24 protein-coding genes and 1 pseudogene are annotated in these 20,095 nt (G+C 58.2%); 14 read left to right on the top strand and 11 right to left on the bottom strand.

The genetic code is table 11. The features are described 5' to 3' along the window. Positions 1-97: 97 nt before the first annotated feature. From K3724_RS20830 to flbT, 5 genes are all read left to right on the top strand, one after another. Positions 98-391, top strand: coding sequence for a rod-binding protein (locus K3724_RS20830; protein WP_259988844.1), 294 nt, complete (start codon positions 98-100; stop codon positions 389-391). Further along, positions 384-743: a flagellar export chaperone FlgN gene (locus K3724_RS20825; RefSeq protein ID WP_134830985.1), complete on the top strand. Its 360-nt coding sequence runs from the start codon at positions 384-386 to the stop codon at positions 741-743. Before K3724_RS20830 ends, K3724_RS20825 begins: the two co-directional genes overlap by 8 nt. Positions 744-946: 203 nt before the next feature. Then, on the top strand, positions 947-1,756 hold the full coding sequence (locus K3724_RS20820) for a flagellin (RefSeq protein ID WP_259988841.1): 810 nt from the start codon (positions 947-949) through the stop codon (positions 1,754-1,756). Positions 1,757-1,834: 78 nt separating this feature from the next. Then, the gene (gene flaF / locus K3724_RS20815; protein WP_259988839.1) at positions 1,835-2,206 is read left to right on the top strand and encodes a flagellar biosynthesis regulator FlaF; all 372 of its coding nucleotides are present in this window, start codon (positions 1,835-1,837) and stop codon (positions 2,204-2,206) included. 2 nt (positions 2,207-2,208) lie between these two features. Then, on the top strand, positions 2,209-2,613 hold the full coding sequence (gene flbT / locus K3724_RS20810) for a flagellar biosynthesis repressor FlbT (protein WP_211038059.1): 405 nt from the start codon (positions 2,209-2,211) through the stop codon (positions 2,611-2,613). A 720-nt stretch (positions 2,614-3,333) separates the two neighbouring features. On the opposite strand, the pseudogene K3724_RS20805 reads toward flbT, so the two are convergent. Beyond that, a pseudogene (locus K3724_RS20805) lies at positions 3,334-3,939 on the bottom strand (TRAP transporter large permease subunit); the annotation flags it as partial. A gap of 275 nt (positions 3,940-4,214) precedes the next feature. Further along, positions 4,215-5,543 carry a FliI/YscN family ATPase gene (locus K3724_RS20800; RefSeq protein WP_259988833.1) on the bottom strand — a complete coding sequence of 443 codons (1,329 nt, stop codon included), beginning with the start codon at positions 5,541-5,543 and terminating at the stop codon, positions 4,215-4,217. 88 nt (positions 5,544-5,631) lie between these two features. Between K3724_RS20800 and K3724_RS20795 the strand changes: the two genes are divergently transcribed. From K3724_RS20795 to K3724_RS20755, 9 genes are read left to right on the top strand one after another with little or no spacing between them, the layout of a single operon-like run. Continuing rightward, positions 5,632-6,021, top strand: coding sequence for a FlgB family protein (locus K3724_RS20795; RefSeq protein ID WP_259992714.1), 390 nt, complete (start codon positions 5,632-5,634; stop codon positions 6,019-6,021). Positions 6,022-6,034: 13 nt separating this feature from the next. Next, on the top strand, positions 6,035-6,427 hold the full coding sequence (flgC, locus tag K3724_RS20790; RefSeq protein WP_024092263.1) for a flagellar basal body rod protein FlgC: 393 nt from the start codon (positions 6,035-6,037) through the stop codon (positions 6,425-6,427). A 22-nt stretch (positions 6,428-6,449) separates the two neighbouring features. Beyond that, entirely contained in the window at positions 6,450-6,746 is a 297-nt protein-coding gene (gene fliE, locus K3724_RS20785; RefSeq protein ID WP_259988831.1) for a flagellar hook-basal body complex protein FliE, read from the top strand. Between the two features lie 3 nt (positions 6,747-6,749). Next, on the top strand, positions 6,750-7,022 hold the full coding sequence (locus K3724_RS20780; RefSeq protein WP_027257092.1) for a flagellar biosynthetic protein FliQ: 273 nt from the start codon (positions 6,750-6,752) through the stop codon (positions 7,020-7,022). Continuing rightward, entirely contained in the window at positions 7,022-7,738 is a 717-nt protein-coding gene (locus tag K3724_RS20775; protein WP_259988829.1) for a flagellar hook-basal body complex protein, read from the top strand. Before K3724_RS20780 ends, K3724_RS20775 begins: the two co-directional genes overlap by 1 nt. Before the next feature lie 10 nt (positions 7,739-7,748). Beyond that, positions 7,749-8,534 carry a flagellar basal-body rod protein FlgG gene (gene flgG / locus K3724_RS20770; protein WP_259988827.1) on the top strand — a complete coding sequence of 262 codons (786 nt, stop codon included), beginning with the start codon at positions 7,749-7,751 and terminating at the stop codon, positions 8,532-8,534. Beyond that, entirely contained in the window at positions 8,534-8,956 is a 423-nt protein-coding gene (gene flgA, locus K3724_RS20765) for a flagellar basal body P-ring formation chaperone FlgA (protein ID WP_129372534.1), read from the top strand. Before flgG ends, flgA begins: the two co-directional genes overlap by 1 nt. Next, a complete protein-coding gene (flgH, locus tag K3724_RS20760) occupies positions 8,956-9,696 on the top strand; it encodes a flagellar basal body L-ring protein FlgH (RefSeq protein WP_259988823.1) in 741 nt (246 codons plus the stop codon). The genes flgA and flgH overlap by 1 nt, the downstream gene beginning before the upstream one ends. Positions 9,697-9,704: 8 nt before the next feature. After that, positions 9,705-10,190: a flagellar basal body-associated FliL family protein gene (locus tag K3724_RS20755; RefSeq protein WP_259988821.1), complete on the top strand. Its 486-nt coding sequence runs from the start codon at positions 9,705-9,707 to the stop codon at positions 10,188-10,190. An 83-nt stretch (positions 10,191-10,273) separates the two neighbouring features. Here the strand turns inward: K3724_RS20755 and K3724_RS20750 are convergent, their stop codons facing one another. From K3724_RS20750 to fliL, 9 genes are all read right to left on the bottom strand, one after another. Continuing rightward, positions 10,274-10,672: a hypothetical protein gene (locus K3724_RS20750; RefSeq protein WP_259988819.1), complete on the bottom strand. Its 399-nt coding sequence runs from the start codon at positions 10,670-10,672 to the stop codon at positions 10,274-10,276. After that, the gene (flhB, locus tag K3724_RS20745) at positions 10,669-11,757 is read right to left on the bottom strand and encodes a flagellar type III secretion system protein FlhB (protein WP_259988817.1); all 1,089 of its coding nucleotides are present in this window, start codon (positions 11,755-11,757) and stop codon (positions 10,669-10,671) included. Before flhB ends, K3724_RS20750 begins: the two co-directional genes overlap by 4 nt. Then, entirely contained in the window at positions 11,754-12,533 is a 780-nt protein-coding gene (locus K3724_RS20740) for a flagellar biosynthetic protein FliR (protein ID WP_259988816.1), read from the bottom strand. Before K3724_RS20740 ends, flhB begins: the two co-directional genes overlap by 4 nt. Beyond that, positions 12,530-14,563 carry a flagellar biosynthesis protein FlhA gene (gene flhA / locus K3724_RS20735; protein WP_409201223.1) on the bottom strand — a complete coding sequence of 678 codons (2,034 nt, stop codon included), beginning with the start codon at positions 14,561-14,563 and terminating at the stop codon, positions 12,530-12,532. Before flhA ends, K3724_RS20740 begins: the two co-directional genes overlap by 4 nt. 513 nt (positions 14,564-15,076) lie before the next feature. Continuing rightward, complete coding sequence (locus K3724_RS20730) at positions 15,077-17,512, bottom strand: hypothetical protein (RefSeq protein WP_259988812.1); 2,436 nt, start codon at positions 17,510-17,512, stop codon at positions 15,077-15,079. Beyond that, positions 17,509-18,378: a flagellar motor stator protein MotA gene (gene motA / locus K3724_RS20725; protein WP_027257081.1), complete on the bottom strand. Its 870-nt coding sequence runs from the start codon at positions 18,376-18,378 to the stop codon at positions 17,509-17,511. Before motA ends, K3724_RS20730 begins: the two co-directional genes overlap by 4 nt. A 78-nt stretch (positions 18,379-18,456) precedes the next feature. Beyond that, on the bottom strand, positions 18,457-19,071 hold the full coding sequence (locus K3724_RS20720; RefSeq protein WP_259988809.1) for a MotE family protein: 615 nt from the start codon (positions 19,069-19,071) through the stop codon (positions 18,457-18,459). After that, a complete protein-coding gene (locus tag K3724_RS20715) occupies positions 19,071-19,517 on the bottom strand; it encodes a hypothetical protein (RefSeq protein ID WP_259988807.1) in 447 nt (148 codons plus the stop codon). Before K3724_RS20715 ends, K3724_RS20720 begins: the two co-directional genes overlap by 1 nt. A gap of 9 nt (positions 19,518-19,526) precedes the next feature. Then, positions 19,527-20,051 (bottom strand): flagellar basal body-associated protein FliL, encoded by a 525-nt coding sequence (gene fliL / locus K3724_RS20710; protein WP_259992713.1) that lies wholly within the window; start codon positions 20,049-20,051, stop codon positions 19,527-19,529. Positions 20,052-20,095: the final 44 nt, after the last annotated feature.

Below are 20,095 nucleotides of genomic sequence, written 5' to 3'. Positions count from 1 at the left end.
GACAGACATACCCCAAAGCGGTTACGGCAATTTTAACCGGTTCCTGCGCAGTCTTAGAAAAATCGATGAAATTCGACTTTCAACCGGAGAACCGGACATGTCAGATCTATTGCCAAACCTGCTTCAGGCCGCACCTTCAACTACCCCGGTGCGTCCTGCAATTAGCGACCCCCTGCGCGAGGCCGCAATTGAACTCGAAGCCTCCTTCCTTGCAGAAATGCTGAAATCCGCAGGGCTCGGTGAAGCCAGCGAAGGCTTCGGCGGCGGCGCTGGAGAAGAGCAGTTCTCCAGCTTTCTAATTCGCGAACAGGCCACGCAGATCGCCCGCTCTGGCGGGATCGGCTTGGCTGAATCACTTTATCACGCACTAAAGGAGACCCAAGATGAGTGACCCGAAACCTCAGCAGCTCATTGATGAACTTGATCAGATCCTGGACCGCGAGCGCAAGGCGCTGATGGCCGGCGATCTTGGCAAACTGGAAGATCTTCTGACCAAGAAAGAGAAAGTCATCGGCAAGCTGAATTCCGTGTCAGAGCTTGAACGCGAGTCTCTGGCGCAAGTCCAAACCAAAGTCTCGCGCAACCAGCAGCTTCTGGACAGCGCCATGGACGGTATCCGTGCCGTCGCCGCCCGAATGGCCGAGACTCGCCGCATCCGCAAGGGATTGGATGTCTATGACCAGGCCGGCAAGCGGGCCCGTCATAGCACCCGAGGCGGCGGCAAGCTTGAAAAACGGGCCTGAGTGCAATTTTGGGAAAATTCTAGAAATACCAAATCCCGGCATTAGCACTCCCTTAGCAACTCCTGCGCCAATGTCGCCTTGCACCTTATGAAGGGTGGCGCGGAAGCCGGACGGCGGAACGCACAGTCAGAAAGACGTCACACAGCGCCCCTCGGGGCAAGTAATATTGGGGCTAAAGTGCCCCGCAGTTAAAGGAAAAAGCTATGACCAGCATTCTGACCAACAACGGCGCAATGGTTGCTCTGCAGACTCTGCGTTCGGTGAATAACAGCCTGGACGAAACCCAGAACCAAATCTCGACCGGTAAAGAGGTCGGCATGGCCAAGGACAACTCCGCTGTCTGGGCGATCTCCAAGTCCATGGAATCTGATATCGGGGCTTATGAAGCCGTCCAGGACGCTCTGGACTTCGGTGAGGCCACTGTTGCTGTTGCGTCTTCTGGTATGGAGCAGATCGTTGAAACCCTGAAGGAAATGCGCGAGCTGGTTGTTGCCGGTGTGTCGCAGAACGTTGACCACGACCAAATTGACGCGGATTTGGAACAGAAAAAGGCAACTATTCAATCCATCATCGACTCGGCTGCTTTCAATGGCGCGAACCTGCTGGACAGCGGTACCACTACCCAGCTTGATGTACTGGGCGGGTTGGATCCCGCTGCAGATACTATCTCGGTTCTGGGCGTCGATTCTAACACGGACATCATCGGCGCGTTGAACCTTGGTCTTGATGACACCAACGCTGCTGCCATCACTACTGAAATTGACACGGCACTGGCCGCCGCCATTGGGCACGCAGCCACCTTTGGTTCGGCATCAAACCGCCTGTCGGATCAGAACGACTTTGTTTCGAAACTGACTGACTCGCTCAAATCCGGTGTCAGTGCCATGACCGACACCAATATGGAAGAAGCCTCGGCCCGCCTGAAAGCGCTGCAGACCCAGCAGCAGCTGGCAGTTCAGTCGCTGACCATCGCGAACCAGTCGCCGTCGACCCTGCAGCAGCTGTTCCGTTAACAGCCCTAACCGGGGCGCTGATGGCGCCCCGGTCTTCCCCTTTCAGAGAACCTGAAGAATAATACGTTAGGAAAACACGTGAATGCCCTTCTGAAGGCGAAGAGTGCCTATTCGGCGGCAAAGGCCCCGACCCGGACAGCAAAGAATTTCGAATATGAAGTGATCGCCCGCGTCACCCGTCGGCTGATCGCAGCCGCGCAGAAAGGCCGCAATGGGTTTACCGAACTTGCAGCAGCATTGAACGATAACCGCAAGCTCTGGTCAATCTTCTCCGCTGATCTCGCGTCAAAGGGCAACCCCCTGCCGGATGAACTCAAACTCAGCCTGTTTGAGCTGGCGGAATTCACGAGACAGCACACCAGCCAAGTGCTTCAGCGCAAGGCCGATGTCCGGCCGCTGGTAGAAATTAATACGGCCATCATGCGTGGTCTACGTGGCGGAGCATCCTGAATATGAGCGGACTTGTCCTGAAACTTGCCCCCAAGGAGCGTGTCCTTGTAAATGGCGCGGTGATAGAAAACGGCGACCGCCGAAGCCGCCTGTCCATTGTCACCCCTGATGCCAACATCCTGCGCCTGCGCGATGCGATCCATCCGGAAGAAGCCAATACGCCGGTGCGCCGGGTCTGCTATGCTGCACAATTGATCCTGTCCGGTGATGCCGACCCCGAGGAAGAGCGCCTGCCAATGCTGCGCCGGATCGAAGAGCTGAGCCAAGTCTTCACTGATCCTGACAGCCGCGCATCCATTGCCGAGGCAACAGAAGCAGTGATCGGCAACAACCACTACCGCTGCCTGAAGGCGCTGCGCACCCTGCTGCCGCGCGAAGACCGGCTGTTTGCTGTCAGACCATCCTGATAGCTTCCAGCTCCTCCAGCCTGCTACAAGAATTGCGGGCTGGAACTCCCATTCGGCTGAACCTGGAAAGCAGCTTTCAGCAATGTACAGGATCGGTGCACAGTCTTAAAATTGGCCGTCGGAAATAGCGTGCATCTGATACTTGCAGGCGACGCAGAGAATGTTGACGAGCAGGCAGTGCAGTCCCTGCACACAAAGACTGGCGCGCTGGCCGCCGCCAACAATTCAGATCACGAAGGTTCAAGACGTGGACCCTGATCAGAGTTGAATATCCCGGTCGGGCAGCGCCGGGCCAGCGCTTTCTTCAAGGCCTCGATGCAGAACCCGGTGTTCCTCGTGCCGGATAGCCCCCAGATCAGCACTTTCCGGCTGTGCCAGCCCATGGCTGCGGCCGAAAAAAGGCCCCCGGCGCATGGGAATGCAGGTTGTATCAGTGCACCAGGCCTGATTGGGGCGGGTGATCGCCAAGCCTTTGAGCAAACATGGGTGAATCTTGTGTTCCGGGTGTTTCCGGCTGGTCTTTGGCGCCTTGCAGATCGGCACAAGACACATGATCCGCATCAGCCGCCGCACGCGGTGCCGCCCGTAACTGTGCCCCTGCCCACCCATGCCGCCAACATGGTGCAGCCCAGTTCGACGCCCAGTCGTGCATAGAATAGGCACCTGCCGATAATGCGGCAGGTTATCCGAGAATTTTCTGACAATGAAGCTGGCCTCTACCGCCTCGGTCGGCAGGTAGGGCACAATTCCCAGGAAGGCGACCAGCAGTGCAATTGTCACGGCGTCGGCGATGAAAAACGGGGTCGCGCCCTTGAACACATCTTGCACGCTCAGATCATCGCGTACGCCGGCCACCACAAAGCAATTGAGGCCAATCGGCGGGGTGATCAGGCAGAATTCGGCCATCTTTACCACCAGGATGCCGAACCAGATCGCGCACATGGTGCCGCTCATGCCGAATGCACTGTTGGCCGCGGCAACGCTCTCGCCACCGTTCAACGCCATCCCGGCAGGGTAGACCACCGGCAGCGTCAGCAGCAGCATCCCGATTGCATCCATGAACACGCCCAGAACCGCATAGGCCAGCAGGATGCAGATCAGGATCACTATCGGCGGCATTTCCAGCGCGGTGATCCAGTCGGAGAACGCCCCTGGCAGATCAGCAAAGCCAAGGAAGCGCACATAGATCAGCACGCCCCAGATGATGGTGAAGATCATCACCGTCAGTTTCGCCGTTTCCAGCAACGCCGAGTTCAGCCCGGCCCACTTCATGCCCTTCAGGACGGACATGCAGAACACCGCAAAGGCTCCCAGCGCGCCGCCCGACGCTACGCCTGCAAAGGATTGGACGCCTGTTTTTATACCAAGGCACGCTACTTACGGTCGCTTCAGGTTCCAGTGTCTCAGAAACAATCAGCGCCTTCAGATTATCAGGCCTACGCAGATGTCCGCGCGGACCCGTTACAACACAGAAGTATGTAAATACCACAGTAAGCGCATATTTGGAGCATCCCTGTGAGAAAATCCATCGCCGCAGTTACTCGCCGGTCAAATGATCAGACGGTAGAATGATCAGACGGTAAGTGGAGCCAACACGCCGCTCACCGTCCCGCCTTGGCCCGGCGCAGCAACAGAAGCAGCCGGTTGAAACTGCTGGTGATTCCTTCCGGATCTTCGCGGCCGAAAAAACCGTCCAGTTCCGGCCACAGTTTCACTGCCTTGTCCAGCACCGCATCATTCCCCTCAGCATAGAGACCGGCCCTGATCATCACTTCCGATTGTTCATAAGCGCCCAGGAATTTGCGCACATCCTGGATTGCCGTGTTTTCATCGGCAGTGGCCGCAGCAGGCAGACTGCGGGAGACTGAGCGTGAGACGTCAATCGCCGGGAACCTGCCGCGTTCGGCGATTTCCCGGTTCAATACAATATGACCGTCCAGAACACCGCGAAGAATATCTGCAATCGGCTCATCCATGTCGGAACCGGCCACCAGGACGCTGAATATGGCGGTGATATCACCCTGCCCGTCTGCGCCAGGTCCAGCCCGCTCGCACAGGCCGGTGATCAGCGGTGTTACCGATGGTGGGTATCCGCGCAAGGCAGGTGCTTCGCCCGAAGCGGCTGAAATCTCCCGGTGCGCCTCGGCGAAACGGGTAACCGAGTCGGCAAGGAACAGTACATTCTTACCCTGATCGCGAAAATGCTCGGCAACTGTCATGGCGGCCCAGGCGCAGCGGCGCCGGACCAGCGCGGACTGATCGGACGTGGCAGCCACCACAACCGCCCGGCTCATGCCATCGGGTCCCAGGACCTGTTCGACAAAGTGATTCACTTCCCGGCCGCGCTCCCCGATCAACGCCATGACCACCACATCCGCTTCCATGCATTTGGCCAGTTTTGCCAACAGCGACGATTTTCCGACGCCGGAGCCCGCAAAAAGACCCACCCTTTGGCCGCGCACAATTGGGAGAATCGTGTTCAATACCGCCTGCCCGGTCGCCAAACGCTCTCCCATCGGCCGCCTGCCGGCGGCTTTGGGCGGGGACGCCATCAGATCCCGCGGCGCGGATCCCGGCAACAAGGGGCGGCCATCCAGCGGCTCCCCAAAGGGATCAATCACCCTGCCAATCCAGTGATCGCTGGGCAAAAACTCAGGCGAGGGGTGCAGCACCACCGGGTCACCGATAGCGGCGCCATCAGGCGCCCTATCAGGCAACATACTGATATTATTTCCATTAATTTTCAGAACTTCGCCATGCAACTCGTCCTGCGGGCTGCGCCGCAGCACCAGCCGGTCACCGATCCGCGCGGCAGCAGCCAACCCGCTGACTTCGATTTCCCCGCCAGAGATCGCGGTAACCCTGCCCATCTGTGTTGCCAGGCGTTTTCCGGCTATTTGACGGGTCAGTGCTTGCAGCTCTGCTTTCATTGCAGCGGCCTCCATTGATGTCCTGAAAACAATTTCTAAAGGAATCGGGGTTAAGCCTTGATTGAAATCGATCAAGGGAGAAGCCCTGGTGTTCACAGAACTGAACGTATTCAAAATTTCTCACGCCATGGCAGTTCATGCCGGGACGCGCCAGGCATTGGTATCCCAGAATATCGCCAACGCCGATACGCCTGGTTACCACGCCAAGGACATCAAGCCATTCAAGGAAGTCTTTGCAGCCGGGGCCCGCCCGAGCAGCATGATCGCAACCCGCGGCAGCCATCTGAACGGCACCGCCGGCAACGGTATGGACTGGGCTGTTACTTCAAGCGAGGACGGCAGCGATCCCAATGACAACTCAGTGTCTGTCGAAACCGAACTTCTGAAAGGTGTTGAAGTTTCCCGGCAGCACAAGCGGGCCTTGGCCATCTACAAATCCTCGATGAATATCCTGCGCGCAAGCCTTGGCAAAACCTAAGGGAGGATGAGAGATGAGTGAATTTTCCAGAGCCCTTTCCGTCACTGCCAGCGGCCTCAAGGCGCAAGCCTCGCGTCTGCGCCACGTGTCGGAAAACATCTCCAACGCTGACACCCCGGGCTACCGGCGCAAAACGGTGCCGTTTGAAGCGGTGCGCGAACTGCAAACCGATGTGGAGCATGTGCGCACCGGCCGGGTCACGCTGGACCGCAGCGATCTGGAAGAAGTCTACGACCCTTCGCATCCAATGGCTGATGAAAGCGGACATTACGACGGCTCCAATGTCGATCTGATGATCGAGATCGCCGACGCCCGTGAAGCCCAGCGCAGCTACGAAGCTAACCTGAAGATGTTCGAGCAGACACGCACGATGTCGGCATCACTCATGGACCTATTGAGACGTTAATCAACACATTTGGAGATCCAGAATGGATATTCGCAGTCTTTCCGCCGCAACCGGCTATGCCGCTGCCCGCCCCGCCACCAAAGCCGACCCCGAACATGCGGGAGCCGGCGCAGGCGCCCGCATGAAAGAAAGCTTTGAGAACTTCGCGGCGACTTTGCAGCAAAGTGAACAGGTCTCAATGCAGGCGATGACCTCAGGCGCAGACCCCCACGCTCTGGTGCAGGCCCTGGCGCAGACCGAACTGGCAGTCGAAACTGCGGTTACCGTGCGCAACAAGGTCGTCGAAGCTTACCAGGAAATCCTGAGGATGCCGGTCTAAGCCATGATGAGCGAAAGCCTCTTCTATGACACGCTGCGCCAAGCGCTGTGGGCCGCCGTCACCATGTCGACGCCGATCCTGGTTGTTGCACTGGTTGTCGGTCTGGCCATCGGCCTGTTTCAGGCTCTGACGTCGGTGCAGGAAATGACCCTGACCTTCGTGCCCAAACTGACAGCGATCCTGGTCGTGTTCTGGATGACAATGGGCTTCATGACACAAACGCTGGTGGCCTTCTTCCACGGCCACGTTGTCCCGATGATTGCCGGAGGTTCGTAATGGAAAATGCAGGCTACGCAACCCTTTCACGCCAAACGGGCCTGATGCGGGAAATGCGCGTCATTGCCAACAATATCGCGAACTCGGCCACCACTGGCTACCGCCAGGAGGGCCTGATCTTCTCAGAATTTGTGCAGTCCTCGCCCGGTCAGCAGTCGCTGTCAATGTCGCGCGCGAATATCTTCAATACCTCGATGGAGCAGGGTCAGCTGACCAAAACCGGCGGCTCCTTTGACTTTGCAATCGAGGGCGACGCCTTCTTTATGGTGGAAACGCCGCAAGGCGAAAGGCTGACCCGTTCGGGTGCATTCTCCCCCAATGCCGATGGCGATCTGGTGACCATGGATGGATACCGGGTGCTGGATGCCGGCCGCGCGCCGGTCTTTGTTCCGCCGGATGCCGGCAAGATCGAAGTCGGGGCGGATGGTTCGCTCAGTGCAAACGGGCGGCTGCTGGGGCAGCTTGGCCTGTTCAAGCCGATGGAGCAGCACACGCTGGTGCGCGAGGACGGAGTGATGTTCCGCGTCGACGGCGAGATTGAGGACAGTTTTGAGGCGAAGGTGCTGCAAGGCTTTCTCGAAGGTTCCAACGTGAATGCGATTTCCGAAGTGACCCGGATGATCGAAGTCCAGCGCGCCTATGAAATGGGCCAAAGCTTTCTGCAGGCGGAAGACGAACGCATCCGCAATGCCATCAAAAACCTGATCAAGACCTAGGAGAATCCAGATGCGTGCCTTGAAAATCGCAGCGACCGGCATGAGCGCTCAGCAATTGCGGGTGGAGACTATCTCCAACAACCTCGCCAATATGAACACCACAGCCTACAACGCCCGGCGCGCCGAGTTTGCCGATCTGCACTATCAGCAGATCTCGCGGGCCGGTAGTGTCAACGCATCGGATGGCACGGTGCTGCCGACCGGTGTGCAGGTTGGCCTGGGTGTGCGCCCCGCCGCCGTCTCGGTGCATTTGTCGCAAGGCGCGCTGCAGCAGACCAACAATGATCTGGATCTCGCCATCGACGGCAAGGGCTACCTTGAGGTCACACTGCCCTCCGGCCAGTCCGCCTATACCCGCGACGGCGCTTTGAAACGCTCAGCCGAGGGACTGATCGTGACGTCGGACGGTTTTGCAGTTTCTCCCGAAGTCACCATTCCTGATGATGCTGTCAGCATCTCGATCAACGCTGAGGGCGAAGTCTACGGGTACTTTGATGAAACCTCTGCAGGCCAGCTGTTGGGCCAGTTCACTCTGGCGGGTTTCACCAACCCCAAAGGGCTTGAGGCGATCGGCAGCAACCTGTTCACCGAAACAGAAGCCTCTGGTGCTGCCACTGTGTCTACGGCCGGTGAAGACGGGCTTGGCACCCTGCGCCAAGGATATCTGGAGGCCAGTTCCGTGGATGCGGTGCGCGAGGTCACCGAGCTGATCGAAGCCCAGCGGGGCTATGAAATGAATGCCAAGGTCATCTCGGCTGTCGACCAGATGATGGGTGCAACAACACAGGTGCGCTGATGAAACTTGCTCTTGCCTGTCTGACCGCCGCGGCGCTTTGCGCGCCGCCCGCCTGGGCGGAATATCTGATCCCGCTGCGCACGATACGCGCAAAGGCGATCGTCAATGCCGAGGACCTGGCCCTGAAAAAAGGCGAGATCCTTGGTGCACTGTCGGACCCGGCTGCGGTTGTCGGTCAGGAGGCGCGCGTCGCCTTGTACGCAGGTCGGCCGTTGCGGGCTGGCGACATCGGTCCGCCGGCCATCATCGAACGCAATGACCTGGTCACTTTGACCTTCCGCCAGGGTGTCCTGACCATAGCGGCCGAAGGCCGCGCCTTGGGACGCGGCGCTGCTGGTGAGGCCGTCCGGGTCATGAATCTTAATTCCCGCACCACCGTAACCGGGCGGATCGCGGCAGACGGTTCCGTTGAGGTAAACTGATGAAAAAGAAACTTTCTCCCGTCAAACCGCTGCTGTTCGGGCTCTCCCTGCTGGGTGCCTGCGGCCGGATGGATCATATGGGCAAACCGCCCTCTTTCACCCCGTCCAATGAAAGCTCTGAACATGTTGCGATGCTGTACCAGGGATTGCCTGCACAGACACAGAACCGGCGCACCGTTGATGGTGCATCCCTGTGGAGCGGCTCGCAGCAATCGCTGCTGGGCGACCGCCGCGCGATCAAGCGCGGCGATATTCTGACAGTGGTGATCGAGATCGATGAAGAGGCCGAAATTTCCAACGACACCCAGCGCTCACGCTCGGGGGCTGAAAGCCTGAACATGCCGCATCTCCTTGGCCTGCCGCAGCGTCTTGACAGGAAGCTGCCGGAAGGTGCCACCTCCGCCGACGCCGTGGAACTGGGCAGTTCCAGTTCTTCCGGCGGCAAAGGATCCGTCAAGCGCAGCGAAAAGCTGGAATTGCGAGTTGCGGCGACTGTTGTCGACGTTCTGCCCAACGGCGTGCTGGCGATCAGCGGCACCCAGGAACTGCGGGTGAATTTCGAGCTGCGCGAACTTTTGGTGACCGGCTATGTCCGGCCGCAAGACATCAGCCGCCAGAACGAGATCACCTATGACAAGATCGCTTCGGCCCGTGTGTCCTATGGCGGCCGTGGCCAAATCACTGACGTTCAGCAGCCGCGCTACGGCCAGCAGCTGCTCGACGCCATTCTGCCGTTCTGAGGATTGCCATGCTGTCTAAACTCCTTCCAGTCATCCTGCTGATCATCGGGACCGGAGGCGGCATTGGCGCCGGCATCATGCTGGCGCCTCCGCCTGAAGAAAATCAAGCCGCTGCCGGCGGCGAGGTCGCCCCAGCCCCGAAAGAGGCCGCAGAGGAAACCGAAGAAAACCAGCGCGAATACATCAAAGTCGGCGACCAGTTTGTAGTGCCGATTGTGGAGCGCGACCAGATGACATCCCTGGTGGTGATCTCGCTCAGCCTTGAGGTAAAGAAAGGTATTGCCGAAAAGGTGCATTCCTACGCGCCCAAATTGCGGGATGTTTTCCTGCAAGTTCTTTTCGACCACGCCAATATGGGCGGTTTCCGCGGGGCGTTTACCCGCTCAGATGTCTTGGAGCCCCTGCGCACAGCGCTGCGCGAGGCGGCACAGAAACATATCGGCAAAGGCGTCTATGACGTTTTGATCATGGAAATATCGCGGCAGGACGTCTGACCGGCGAGCAGTAGATCCAATATAGAAAAGGCCGGACCCGTAAGGGACCGGCCTTTTTTTGCTCAGGCAATACTCAAGGTATTTCAGCTGTCTAACAGCCGGTCCATGAAGGTTTTTGCCTGCTCCGCCTTGTGCCGCTTGCGTTCGGAGGCCGCCATGGTTTCCACCGCGTGTTTGCGCCCAAAGGCTTTGCGCAGCTGATCCATCATCCGCAGCTTTTGTGCCGTGGCCTGCGCCAGCTCCAGGTTCAATTGGCGCCGGGTGCGGGTATGCCAGCCTTGCCATAACAGATCTGCCCCCAAAGCCTTCATTGTGTGATCGCTGTCTGCCGGTTCCCGGGCGGCCTGCACTTGGCTGTTCAATTTGGCCAACTGGCCGCGAAGCTGTGCTTCCCGGGCCAGAGCCGGCTGTATTTTCGCATGTTCCTGCATATACTGCGCCGCAGTCACTGCCGCCATCTGATCCAGCATCTTCTGCTTCATGTGATCTTTCCTTTAGCACGCTTGCGCATCTCTTCGGCAAACCGGATGGCCGCCGCCACCGGTGCATAATGCTCTTCCAGAATTTCGCCGCCGATCTCAATCGTGGCATGCAATGCCCGCGCCGTCGGCGGATCACTGTGAATCGGAACGCCGTTTTCATTGGCAACACGCCGGATCGCCGCGGCAACTTCATCAACCCCCTTGGCAACGCAGACAGGCGCGGAACCCTTTTCGCGGCTCCATTGCAGCGCCACCGCATAATGGGTCGGGTTGACAACCACTACGTCGGCTTTGGGCACATCGGCCATCATTTGCCCCATCGCGATCTGCTGGCCGCGCTGACGGCGCTGGCTTTTCATATGGGGATCGCCTTCGGATTCCTTCATTTCGTCCTGGATCTCCTTCCGGGACATCATGTTCTTGCGGTGGTGTTCCGCATGTTGAAAGGCAGCATCCACAATACCGATCGATAGCGCGATGAGCAGCGCCAAAAACAAAAACTCCATCGCCAACTGCGCCAGCATCAAGACAACTGACTGCGGGCCAGTGCCGGACGAAGCGATCATGTCCGGAAGCCGGTAAGACAGGTAGACGCCCAGACAGATCGAATAGAGCACCAGCTTCACAAAACTTTTGAAAAACTCGAACAGCCCGGATCTGCCAAATTTATTCTTGGCTCCCGAGATGAGAGAAATACGAGACAGCTTCGGCTCCAGCTTACTGGGCGCAAAAACCAGCGCACGCTGTCCGACAATCGACAGCAGAACCAATGCAAAGGGAACCAGAAACCATGGCAGAGCAGGGCGCACCGCACTTCCGATGAACCCGCCCACAGGTGCCGCAGCCGGCCCTTCAAAGAACAGCGGGGCCAGCTTGTCCGGCTGGTCCAGAAAGGCCATCAGAGCGGTGCCTATCCCCTCAACGCTGCTGCTGCCGGCAGTGTAGACTGCGATGATCAGACCCAGATAGGCGGCGGCGACGGACAGATCCGTAGATTTGGCAACTTCACCTTTCTCCCGGGCCTTGCGGAGTTTCTGTTCCGTCGGCTCGAATGATTTGTCTGAATCGTCGTCCTGACCGCTCATGGCATGCCGCCTCCAGGATTCGACATAAAGGTCATCAGAGCCCTGGACCAAACATCCAGGATCATCGGACTGCCGACCATCAGGATAAACAGACCGCCGAAGGTAATCGCCGGCGCGCCGACCATGGCCACCATCAGCTGCGGCATAGCCCGGTTAATCACGCCCAGCGCCAAGTTGTAGATCACCGCTGTAATGACAAAAGGCGCCGCCAGTGTGAACGCCAGGGAAAAGCTTTGCGAAACCCGGTACACACCCCATTCCGCCAACCCGGAAGCCGCGGGGAACTGACCAACAGGAAACAGCTGGTAAGAGCCAATGAGCAGTTCCGCCGCCCGGATATGCAGACCCATCATGACAGCAAGGGTCACACCGGAAATCATCAGAACGGCACCCAGAGCCGGCATCGGCTCTGCTCCGATGCCGCCCAGAACCTGTGACAACGACGTGCTTTGCGCCGCCATTGTACCGGCCGTCTGCAGCGCCAATACAAAGATCCGGACACCAATACCCATTGCCAGGCCGATGATCGCTTCGGCAACAGCAATCCGGGCAAATTCTATGGCACCATCCGGCTCAGGGAGGGCCGGAAGTGCAGGCGCAACCACAAAAGTAAAGGCCGCAGCAACTGCAAGTTTGACCCGGGTGGGAACATACAGCTCACCCACCGCAGGCAGGACCGATACCATGGCCGACACCCGCAGAAATACGAGTGCAGCATGCCAGAACCCTGCCCCCAGCAGCGCTATAAGCTCTGGCGGCAGAAAGCTCAGGTTCATGCTTGCACCATTCCAACCAGGGCAGGCCGCGCCTCAAGGCCGATTTCTTCGAACGATAGAACCGGGTTGCTGATGCCCCGTGATTTCAGAATGGTCTTCAGGTAACGGCGGCGGCGGGTCGAGGTCACAACAGCCGCAAACACACCTTGGTCGGTGATTGCCGACAGCTTCTCGGTCAGCCCGTCCGCAAGCATATTGAACAAGTCGGGCGGCAAGGCAATGTCCAACCCGGCACCCTGCGCATCCACTTGATACGTAGAGAACTTGTCTTCCCATTCCGGTGCCAGCTGGATCAACGGAATGGTCCCGTCCTCGCGTTTCATCTCGGCCACCAGCTGGAAGCCCAGCCGCTGGCGCACATGTTCACAGATCAGCTCGGGCTGGGTGGTGTGCTGTCGGGCTTCGGCAATCGATTCCAAGATCAACGGCATATTGCGGATGGAAACCCGCTCCTCCAGCAGCAGACGCAACACCGAGTGAAGCGTATCCATCGGAACCTTGTCCGGCACCAGCGCATCCAGCAGCTTGCGGTTCGCTTCGGACCGGAAGTTATCGGAAAGCTGTGTCATCTCATCCAACAGGCGGCGCAAAGATTTGAGTGTCAGCAAGCGGGAGAAATTCTGTTTGATGATCTCCAGCAGGTGGGTCGCCAGGATTTCCGGCGGTGTGACCACGGTAGCCCCGGCCAGGGCGGCCTGTTCCTGCGACTTGGCAGAAATCCAGCGGGCCGGCGCGCCGTAGACCGGCTCAGTCACATCAGTGCCGGGTGGCAGCGCGTCATGATTGTCCGGCATCAAGGCCAGAACCATGTCGGGATGCAAAGTGCCGCGCACCTGTTCAACCCCCTGCACTTTGACCACATAGGTGCCTCTTTCCAGCTCATGCTGATCAGTCAGCCGGATTTCCGGCAGGATCAGACCAAAGGTGGTGGCAATATGGGACCGCATGTTGGCAATGCGGGCATCAAGCCCGGTGCCGGCATCAAGAACCATGCTGACCAGATCGGGGGAAAACTCCAGGTGCAGATCATCCAGATCCAGAATATCACCAAGCGGCCGGGTTGCCGTAGGGTCTGCAGCTTCTTCGATTTTTTCCTCGATCTCCGCCTCTGCTTCGTCCTGCTTCTTCTTTGCCATCCGGAAAGCTGCGTAGCCCAGCACACTGCCACCGGTCACGAAGGGCAGAAATGGCAGACCGGGAACCAATGCAAACAGGATCATCAGCACAGAAACAGTTGTCAGTGCGGCGGGATGGCGGCCGAATTGCTCGAACAGGGCGGTATCTGTGGCGCCGGTGGTGCCGCCGCGGGCCAGCAGCAGAGCTGCTGCAATGGAAATGATCACAGATGGGATCTGCGACACCAGACCATCGCCCACGGTCAGGATAGCGTAGGTTTCAAACGCGCTGCCAACAGGCATGCCATGGACCAGAACGCCCATGATCAGCCCCATGACCAAGTTCAGTAAGGTGATCAAAAGCCCGGCAATGGCGTCGCCTTTGACAAACTTCGACGCACCGTCGAGTGAGCCAAAGAATGTGGTTTCCTGCTGATCCCGCTCACGGCGCTCCTTGGCGGTCTGGTGGTCGATGGCGCCGGCTGACATGTCGGCGTCGATCGCCAGCTGTTTGCCTGGCATACCATCCAGTGCAAACCGGGCGCCCACTTCTGCCATCCTGGCAGCGCCCTTGGTGATCACCATGAAATTGACGATCAACAGCACCCCGAACACCACAAGACCCAGGAATACGCTGCCCCCCATCACAAACTGGGCAAAACCTTCGATCACATTGCCGGCCGCGTCGGTGCCGGAATGCCCCTGGCCGATGATCAGTTTGGTGGAGGATATGTTCAGTGACAGCCGAAGCATCAGCGAGGCCAGAAGGATTGTCGGGAATGAGGAAAAATCCAGCGGCCGTTCTATGAACAGAGTGATGGTGAAGATCAGAATGGCGAGCCCAAAGGACGCCGCCAGGCCAACATCCAGCACCCAGGCCGGCATCGGCAGGATCATCATCACAATGATCGCCATAAGCGCCAGCGCCAGCAGGACGGTCGGACTGAATAGTTGTTCAGTGGTAAGCTTAGGCACAGGTCAGGCCCCGCAAATTGCTAGATTCAAGCTGATGGAATGCCTGGATTGGTGCCCAAGGATCCAATCTAAAGCGCATGTCCGTTTTCCGGGGCTTTGTCAGCACCTGCGGTTGCCGCGCAAACAGCCGTCTGCCACCCAACCGGTGCCGACGATCAGACTTTGCGATACCGGCTGCCGGCAATCGGTGCCTGTCAGTCTTAATCAAGTGAGATTTCAGAACGGAACTCATTACTGAGCGCGTCCAGAATTCTGCGCCTATTGCGCGCAGAAACAGCCCTTTCAGGCAAAGTACTAAATAGTTTTCCGGCATTCTGCCCGTCCAAATCAGGATTCACCCGATCATCACGTTACCGGCAGCCCGTTGACAAAGTGTTATCAGCACAAACAAAGGCCGCCCTTGATCCGGGCGGCCTTTGTTTGTGTGAACATTCTGTCAGATCACTGAAAACTCTAAGGACTCTCCAAGTCTGTGCCAACTTTGTTCAACAGATCAGCAATGCCGCCACGTGTGCCCGCACTGCTTTCAACCAAGGCCCGTGCGTGAGCCAGCGGAGACAAGCCCTCTGGATCTTGCGCAGTTTCGCCAATTTGCGTGGTGACAGAGGCAACGGCACCGAATTGCGCGTCATCTCCAGTCTCCATCGCTTCGATGGCGCTCAGGTTTTCGGAATGCCAGAACCCGCGGGCGGCTGCGTTGGCCTCATCTTCAGCAAGAAGATACTCTCCGGCCCGGTCATATTCGCCATTGCGCCACAAGGCTGCCGCACGCATTTTGTTGGCTTCAGAACTTTCTAGCCCCATCAGCTCGACAAGGGCCCGATGCGGCTTGTCCAACTCCAACGCGGCCTCGGCCATCATCAGGCGGCGGGCTTCGTTTTCCGGCTCCAGCGCAAGCTTGGTAAGCAGGCCCTGTGCTTGTTCGGCAAATCCAAGGTCCAGCAGCCTGCGGGCGACGGCCGGAGCTACCGATGCAGCTTCAGTCGCGCTGGCCTGGCCGGAGAAAACCAGTGAGTACTGCAAAAAAGTCACGTCATCTGCACGTTCTGCCAACAGCAGCATCAACGGCTCCAGCGCCGCTGACCGGGCATTCGGGCCGTCCTGCTCAGACAGGTTGTTCAGTTCTTGAAATGCATCCTGAAACTGCCCCATCAAGGCAAGAGAAGCGACCTGCGCCTGACGCAACTCGGCTCCGAGCTCTGTTTCGCGGTTTTCAAGTTCATAAGAGGCAATCAAATCCGGCACGTCAGGAGACAGCGCCTTGCGCTCCTTGACGCTGAGAGCAACCAGATCGATCAGTGCTGCCGGTGCATTTCCGTTCCGTTCTGCAACCTCGCTGGTCAGCTCTTCGGCCACCTTTTCGGTATCGCCTGCCAATTCGGCAATCGCCGCCTCAGCAAGGTTGATTTCCGGAACGTCCTCAACCCCGGTCCGGTCAACCGCTCTCAGCACTGCCTCGGCGATATGGTTATCTCCGGCTTCGGCAAACATCTTGCTGATCCGAGGCCCCAGGTGCACCCGCAGGTGAGTCGGCATTTTGGAAAACGCTTGCTGAATGGCGTCGGTGTTGGCGCTCTTCTTGACCAGACCATCCGCCAAAGCGCCCCACAGGGCACTGTCGCCTTCGCAGCCTTGCTGTCCTGAGAACGGGTGATTAACCGGCAGAACAGCTCCATCCATCAGCATCGCCATTGCCTCAAGAAAGGCTATGTCCGGCGCATCCTGATTTTCTGGCGGGAGAATAGTCAAAATGGAGCGAGCTTCGGCGCCAAAGCCGAAATAGAGATACATCCGTGCGAGCGCAAATACACTCGCTGGATTCACATCATCAAATTCCCGGACCAATGCGCTGCGAACCGGTGCCAGCTGATCCGCAAACGGGCTTTCATTGCCCCAGGAATGGATGGCAACGTCACGGTTTTTCAAACAATGCTCTGCTTCTCCGCTGCCACCAGTCAGGGCAGCCTTCAGCCCGGTTTCACGATCGATTGCAGAGGTCACGGAAATGTGATCCAAAGGATTCAACGGCCTGTCTGTACGGCCCAAAGGGTCCAATACAGCGGCGCTATCGGCACCAGGAAGCCCATTTGCTGCAACACTCAGAAGTCCTTGATTTGCAGCCCGTCCGATCTGTTGCAGCAACCGTTGCTCGGAATCTTGGACCGCTGCCGCGCGCTCAGTTTCTTCCAGGTTGAGCAGCACTCTGGTCTCAGGGAGCCCGGAAGCCGCATTGGCTTCGGCGGTTTCTGTCTGAACCGGAAAGCTGTTGCCATCCAACGGCAAAATTACTTCTACAGCTTCTTCTTGCTGTTTGGTTGCACTCAGGTCCGGAGCTTCTTCAGTGTCCTGCGGCCGGACTGTTTGCGCCGGATCCGCTCGCCCCGCAACAGCCGCTGCCAATTCCAGAGCCATCCGCGCGTCTGCTGCGGCCGATTGAGAGAAACTGAACCTGTAACCGCTCTGTGTGGCCTGCGGAGTGAGTGGCAGAATACTGCTGGTAGCAGAATACTGCCGCTGTGTTTCCGGTTTACCGCCATCACGTATATCAAGCACCAGATAGCCATTCTCCTGAACATAGGACGTGACCGTGCAGTCACAGCCTAGCTGCAATCGAAGCGGCTGACCTGGCCCGTTCTGCACGAGTGATTGCAGGCGGGTGCGAGGGATCAGGTTGAAGACACGTGAAGTATCGAAAACTGCCTGTGGCGCGTCAATGTTCACTGTCGCCGTCGTGCCGCTTTGAGCCAGCGACCAATCCGCGCCATCCGGCAGGCGCATCACCAGGCGGGTAAAGCCGTTGTGCTCTCCTGACCGGGTCACAATTGTCTGCGCCTGGACAGCTCCTGCCGTCAGAAGCGCGGCTGCAGTGGCAAGTGCTCGCCAAATCATGCTGCGTCCTGTTTCACCGATTTGAGGGCTTCTTCAAGTTCAGCAAAGCCGGGACGGAAATGCGAAGGTGTGTTCTGGCGCCCGACTTCGATGCAGATTGCCGCTGCATGATTGTGCAGATTGGCCACCAGAACCTCACGGATAAGTTGATAAAAATGCGCATCTTCCTCGGTTACCGCTTTTACCTTGGTCGCAAAGGGACCCACGAGGCCATAAGCCAGGAACACGCCAAGAAAGGTACCGACCAGAGCGCCGCCGATCAGTTTACCCAGAACTTCCGGGGGCTGATCGATAGAGCCCATAGTTTTGATGATACCAAGCACCGCCGCAACAATTCCCAGCGCCGGCAGCCCGTCCGCCAGGGTTTGCAAAGCGTGGCTGGAGTGCATTGCATGGTGCAGGTTAGCCTCCATGCGCTTTTCCAGCACTTCTTCCACCTGATGCGGATCGTCATAGTTCATCGAGGCCGACCGCATGGTGTCGCAAATCAGGTTCACTGTTTCCTTGTCTGCCAGAATCTTGGGGTATTTATTGAAGACAGAGGAGTTTTCAGGGTCTTCAATGTGTTGCTCCACTTCAACCGGATTCGCCCGTGCGATCCGAATCAGGGCAAACAGAAGGCACAGCAGGTCGCGGTAGTCGTCCGGCTTCCACTTAGGGCCCTTGAAGACCTTACCGACGTCCTTCAACGTATGCTTGATGCCGCCCATGTCGTTGCCGATCAGAAAAGCACCGGCTCCGGCACCACCGATCATCATCAACTCAAAGGGCATGGCCTTAATAATGATCGCCATCTTGCCGCCGGCCAGGAGATAGCCGCCGAACACCATGACAAAGATCACCACTATGCCTACAATCCCGATCATGGGTCCACTCCGAATTCCATTGGTTTTTATTAGCTTAGGCGAGTCTTCCTAAGGAAAGACTAAGCGGCGGCGGCCGAATTATTCCTTCGGCACTGCTCCGTTGCGGCCAGCCAGAACAACGCTGATAGTATAGGCGGCTTCCGGGCTCAGCCCTGCCATGATTCCCGCGGCAGCCTCGGGCTGCATCCGGGCGAGGAAACCAGCCGCAAAGGCAGGATCCATTTCCTCAAACAAAGCCGCAGCTTCCTTGGGTTTCATCTGTTCATAGACCGACGTCAGGCGCGTCACATCCGCTTCGGTCGCACCATCCGCCAACGCGAGAGTTGCCCGTAAATTCTCTTCGGCCTGTTCCAGCGAAGCCAGTTTCTTGTCGATTGCCTGATCGGCAATTTCCAGGGCTTTCATCCGGTCCTGAATTTCCGCTTCGCGGGCGGCCAGAGCCTGTTCCCGCTCCTTGAAGGCTGCCAGCATTGTTTGCAGCTCTGCAGAAGTGGGCATCGATTCGCGCTGCGGCTCGCCCTTGTGAGGCTGCGCGTCGCCGCCGGGTTCCTGCAGGCTGGCCACTTCACGGGCAATTGCAGGCCCCGCCTCAAGAGCCAGCCGGACCGCGGCGGATCCCATCAGCAGCACCGCCAGCATCATCAAGGTGCCGCTGCGCCGGAACCGCCCGGTTTTCTTTGCTGCCTTTGCCATCACGCCACCCGGTTCTGGCTGCGGTTATGCCGGACAAACATCAAGCCGGAAGGCTTTGCCTCGTCCTGTTCTTCACCAGACGGCTGTGAATCGGCCTCGTATGCGGCAGCCATCGCGTCGTCCTCGGCCGGAGGTTTGCCTGCCGGAGCCGCAGGTCCGGCCTCGGGGATGTCATGCATGGATGCCATCATCAGTTCCAGCCGCTGAGCCACTGTTTCAGCCCGGCCCGTCAGTTGCTGCAGCGCCTTGCTGGAGCCGTCGGACACCTGTTGCGCCGATTGCAGTGACTTGTTCAGATCATCGACCTGGGCAGACAGGACAGCAACTGCACCGCCCACGCCCTTTTCCAAATCATTGAACCGCTTCAGCCTGCGCGACAGCACCAGACAATAGAATCCGGCACCCAGCGCACCGGCCGCAAGCAGGATATCAGCAATAATTTCCATCCTGTCCTCCTAATTCAGTACGAAATCCATAATCAGCAGATCACGCACCCGGCCCTGACCGGTTGCAATATTGATCCGCCGCAGCATCTGCGCCCTCAGTTTCGGCAGCGCCATCGGATCAGTCAGATCCTCTAGCTCCAGTGCTCTCAGGTAGCTGTTCAGGACATCGATAACCCGCGGGAGGATTTTCTCGACCTCGGCCTGATGAGCCAGATCGACCTCAAGTTGCGCGCGGAACCGCAAATGCTTGATACCGCTGGCTTTACGCAGGGTAATCACAATCGGGTCCATTTCGATAAAAGCAAGATTGGCGATATCCTCCGCCGTCTCACCACTGTCCACGCCTTCTGGCGCCTCTTCGGCCGCATGCGCCGGTTCTGGCGCTGCTTTCTGACCAAAGGGAAGAAGGCCTGACTGTACGGCAAAGAATCCGCCGCCGCCGCCAGCCAATGCCAGCACCACCCCGATAATCAGGGGCAGTTTGCTTTTCTTGGCCGGGGCTTCTGCTTCCGTATCTACTGCAGCATCTGTCATGGCTATCCCTAAAACGTCGTGCAGCATCTTCATAACCTGCGAGG

The organism is Leisingera sp. M658 (assembly GCF_025144145.1).
Lineage (GTDB): Bacteria > Pseudomonadota > Alphaproteobacteria > Rhodobacterales > Rhodobacteraceae > Leisingera.
This window is presented reverse-complemented; position numbering and strand designations above follow the sequence as displayed.

Bases quoted from the DNA above. Each gene is read 5' to 3' on its own strand.
- K3724_RS20800 (WP_259988833.1), bottom strand. From the start codon at position 5,543: ATGAAAGCAGAGCTGCAAGCACTGACCCGTCAAATAGCCGGAAAACGC.
- K3724_RS20820 (WP_259988841.1), top strand. From the start codon at position 947: ATGACCAGCATTCTGACCAACAACGGCGCAATGGTTGCTCTGCAGACT.
- K3724_RS20775 (WP_259988829.1), top strand. From the start codon at position 7,022: ATGGAAAATGCAGGCTACGCAACCCTTTCACGCCAAACGGGCCTGATG.
- K3724_RS20825 (WP_134830985.1), top strand. From the start codon at position 384: ATGAGTGACCCGAAACCTCAGCAGCTCATTGATGAACTTGATCAGATC.
- K3724_RS20720 (WP_259988809.1), bottom strand. From the start codon at position 19,071: ATGGCAAAGGCAGCAAAGAAAACCGGGCGGTTCCGGCGCAGCGGCACC.
- fliL (WP_259992713.1), bottom strand. From the start codon at position 20,051: ATGACAGATGCTGCAGTAGATACGGAAGCAGAAGCCCCGGCCAAGAAA.
- K3724_RS20830 (WP_259988844.1), top strand. From the start codon at position 98: ATGTCAGATCTATTGCCAAACCTGCTTCAGGCCGCACCTTCAACTACC.
- flbT (WP_211038059.1), top strand. From the start codon at position 2,209: ATGAGCGGACTTGTCCTGAAACTTGCCCCCAAGGAGCGTGTCCTTGTA.
- K3724_RS20755 (WP_259988821.1), top strand. From the start codon at position 9,705: ATGCTGTCTAAACTCCTTCCAGTCATCCTGCTGATCATCGGGACCGGA.
- K3724_RS20740 (WP_259988816.1), bottom strand. From the start codon at position 12,533: ATGAACCTGAGCTTTCTGCCGCCAGAGCTTATAGCGCTGCTGGGGGCA.
- motA (WP_027257081.1), bottom strand. From the start codon at position 18,378: ATGATCGGGATTGTAGGCATAGTGGTGATCTTTGTCATGGTGTTCGGC.
- flgC (WP_024092263.1), top strand. From the start codon at position 6,035: ATGAGTGAATTTTCCAGAGCCCTTTCCGTCACTGCCAGCGGCCTCAAG.
- flhA (WP_409201223.1), bottom strand. From the start codon at position 14,563: ATGGCGATCATTGTGATGATGATCCTGCCGATGCCGGCCTGGGTGCTG.
- fliE (WP_259988831.1), top strand. From the start codon at position 6,450: ATGGATATTCGCAGTCTTTCCGCCGCAACCGGCTATGCCGCTGCCCGC.
- K3724_RS20780 (WP_027257092.1), top strand. From the start codon at position 6,750: ATGATGAGCGAAAGCCTCTTCTATGACACGCTGCGCCAAGCGCTGTGG.
- flhB (WP_259988817.1), bottom strand. From the start codon at position 11,757: ATGAGCGGTCAGGACGACGATTCAGACAAATCATTCGAGCCGACGGAA.
- K3724_RS20750 (WP_259988819.1), bottom strand. From the start codon at position 10,672: ATGAAGCAGAAGATGCTGGATCAGATGGCGGCAGTGACTGCGGCGCAG.
- flgA (WP_129372534.1), top strand. From the start codon at position 8,534: ATGAAACTTGCTCTTGCCTGTCTGACCGCCGCGGCGCTTTGCGCGCCG.
- flgG (WP_259988827.1), top strand. From the start codon at position 7,749: ATGCGTGCCTTGAAAATCGCAGCGACCGGCATGAGCGCTCAGCAATTG.
- flgH (WP_259988823.1), top strand. From the start codon at position 8,956: ATGAAAAAGAAACTTTCTCCCGTCAAACCGCTGCTGTTCGGGCTCTCC.
- K3724_RS20715 (WP_259988807.1), bottom strand. From the start codon at position 19,517: ATGGAAATTATTGCTGATATCCTGCTTGCGGCCGGTGCGCTGGGTGCC.
- K3724_RS20730 (WP_259988812.1), bottom strand. From the start codon at position 17,512: ATGATTTGGCGAGCACTTGCCACTGCAGCCGCGCTTCTGACGGCAGGA.